Below are 2,612 nucleotides of genomic sequence, written 5' to 3'. Positions count from 1 at the left end.
TACTATTTCCTTCCGCAACCTTATCTCCCTGAGGTACCGCATTTCGCTGATTCCCTTGAGGTACAGCCTTACCCTTTACTACTTTTATTTTAACAGAGTTTGACTTAACCTGTTTTCCATTCACAACAACAAGTGCCGGTCCTATAATATATTCACCTTCTTTAACCCCAACAAGATCATAACTAATAGACATGCTGGCTGTTGTGTTTCCATTAATAGATGAATAACTTGAGGATTGATTTGGCCCCCCAACGACCTGAAAGCCATTAAGGGCTGGTGGATTAAACGATTCTATATTGCCATTTACAGAAAAACTAATTTCAAATGCCTCTCCTGTACCCACCACACTTTTACTTACCGATGCAGTAACTTTTACATCCTGGGCACCAGATTTTATTCCATTGGCAAACAAGGCGCTTGTCCACAGCAGTAATACCGACAATATATAGTGTTTCATTTTCATTTTAGCGCAAAAATACTCAGTCTACCAGTCTTTAACAATACGGCCTTTTACACCTTTTGCTTTTTTATTTTTAAGCTTATCCTGAGTGTTCTTTTCCTCATTCTTTAAGGCTTCAAGCATTCTTTCAGCATCTTCTTTCGACAATTTATCAGGTTGCGGCTGTTGTCCGTCTTTCTGATCTTTTTTATCCTGATCCTGCTTGTCTTTATCCTTGTTCTGCTGATCCTTATTTTGCTGATCCTTATTATCCTTATTTTGATCTTTGTTCTGGTCTTTCTTATCCTGATCTTTCTTATCCTGATCCTTTTTATTTTTATCCTTGTTTTTATCCTTATTCTGTTGTTGCTGCTGTTGTTTCAGCTTTTCCTGCGCATAAGCCAGGTTATACCTAGTCTCATCATCTTTAGGATTATTGATCAATGATTTTTTATAAGCTTCGATGCTTTCTTCCAGCTTTTTCGACTCTAGTAATGAATTGCCCAGATTGTGATATGCTTTGGCCTTAACCGCTTTATTCTCAGATGATGATGCAATATCTGTAAACTTCTGAGCAGCATTATCAAATTTCTTCTGCTTATACAAAGCATCACCAAGATTAAAGTTTCCCTCCACAGAAGCCTTCGATTTATCTACCGATTCCCTGTAACTCGCCTCGGCCTCAGCATATTTCTTTTCCTGATACAGCTGATTCCCTTTATGGATATACTTCTTCTCTTTCTGAGCAAAAAGCAAAGTGCCTTGTAATAATATAAATATGATGATGATAAACTGCTTCATTATTTTCTTACTTCAAACAAATTCAACTCACTTAATTTCAGGTTCTTTTTACTTGAGATAAAGAATTCTATAACCAATAGTATTAAAGCAAACCCAAGAAAAAACTGGAACCTGTCTTCATAATTCTTAAATACTTTACTGTCAAATGTCTTTTGCTCCATTTTGCTGATCTGATTCATCACAATTCCCAATCCACTATTGGCATTCGAGGCCCTAACATAAACTCCGTTACCAGCTTCAGAGATCTCCTTACACATTTGCTCATTTAGCTTGGTGATAACCGTTTGCCCCTTTTCATCTTTTCTAAAGCCTGTTGGATTGCCATTCTGATAAATTGGAACCGGAGCTCCTTCTGCAGAACCGAGGCCAATAACATGTATTGCAACATTTTTTTCGGTTGCTCTTTTTGCAGAGGCAATAGCATCATCCTCAAAATTCTCTCCATCAGTCATCAGTACCATTGCTTTACTTGTTCCATTTACAAAATCAAAAGATTTCATACCCATATCAATTGCAGCACCAATTGCAGTTCCTTGTGTCGGAACGATATCTGTACTAATGTTATTCAGGAACAATTTAGCAGCAGAATAATCAGTTGTTATGGGCAACTGAACATAAGCCTCTCCTGCAAAAATGATAATCCCTATCCTATCGTTATGAAGGTTATCAATCAATTGTGATATTGCCCTTTTTGCATTTTCAAGTCTGTTCGGAGAAAGATCTCCTGCAAGCATACTATTGGAAACATCAAGCAGGATCATTAAATCAGCGCCGCTCTTTTTACCCTCTTCCACCTTAGTTCCAATTTGAGGATTGGCAGCACCAATAACTAATGATGCAAAAGCAACGGTAAAAAAGATAAACTTTAATCCCGGTCTGGTAAAAGAAACCTCTGGGATCATTTTCCTTACTGTAGCTTTATCGCCAAGACTGGCCAGCGCCTTTCTTTTCCACCGGCGCACCAGAAAAAAAATCAGGATAAACAATGGAATGGCAGCTAGCCCCCATAAAAGCGCTATGTGTTCAAAACGTAACATATATTAAGTTAAAGCTCCTTTAAACAATGTATTTCTTAATCCAAATTCAACCAGCAAAAGAGCCAGCGCAATCAATGCAAAAGGCAAAAAACGCTCTGTTTTCTTATGATACTGTGTAACAGCGATCTTTGCTTTTTCTAATTGATCAATTTGCTGATAAATCTCTTTTAGCTTATCGTTATTTGTAGCACGGAAGTACTTACCTCCGGTAATTTTTGCGATACTGGAAAGCGTTCCTTCATCAATGGTAACAGGAACTTGCTGATACTGTATACCAAAAGGTGTTTTTACAGGATAAGGTGCATATCCTTTAGTACCCACCCCAACTGTATAAA

3 protein-coding genes and 1 pseudogene are annotated in these 2,612 nt (G+C 37.7%); all 4 read right to left on the bottom strand.

The annotated features are described in order from the left end of the window. The coding region (locus AC1DDX_RS26315; RefSeq protein ID WP_477622912.1) for a BatD family protein at window positions 1-457 on the bottom strand (457 nt) is incomplete at its 3' end. A 27-nt stretch (window positions 458-484) separates the two neighbouring features. Continuing rightward, the gene (locus AC1DDX_RS26310; protein ID WP_288878946.1) at window positions 485-1,240 is read right to left on the bottom strand and encodes a tetratricopeptide repeat protein; all 756 of its coding nucleotides are present in this window, start codon (window positions 1,238-1,240) and stop codon (window positions 485-487) included. Continuing rightward, the gene (locus AC1DDX_RS26305) at window positions 1,240-2,277 is read right to left on the bottom strand and encodes a vWA domain-containing protein (protein WP_172659725.1); all 1,038 of its coding nucleotides are present in this window, start codon (window positions 2,275-2,277) and stop codon (window positions 1,240-1,242) included. Before AC1DDX_RS26305 ends, AC1DDX_RS26310 begins: the two co-directional genes overlap by 1 nt. 3 nt (window positions 2,278-2,280) lie before the next feature. Beyond that, window positions 2,281-2,612: pseudogene (locus tag AC1DDX_RS26300) on the bottom strand (aerotolerance regulator BatA); the annotation flags it as partial.

The organism is Pedobacter sp. 10L46_2, assembly GCF_056395165.1.
This window is presented reverse-complemented; position numbering and strand designations above follow the sequence as displayed.

Bases quoted from the DNA above. Each gene is read 5' to 3' on its own strand.
- AC1DDX_RS26310 (WP_288878946.1), bottom strand. From the start codon at position 1,240: ATGAAGCAGTTTATCATCATCATATTTATATTATTACAAGGCACTTTG.
- AC1DDX_RS26305 (WP_172659725.1), bottom strand. From the start codon at position 2,277: ATGTTACGTTTTGAACACATAGCGCTTTTATGGGGGCTAGCTGCCATT.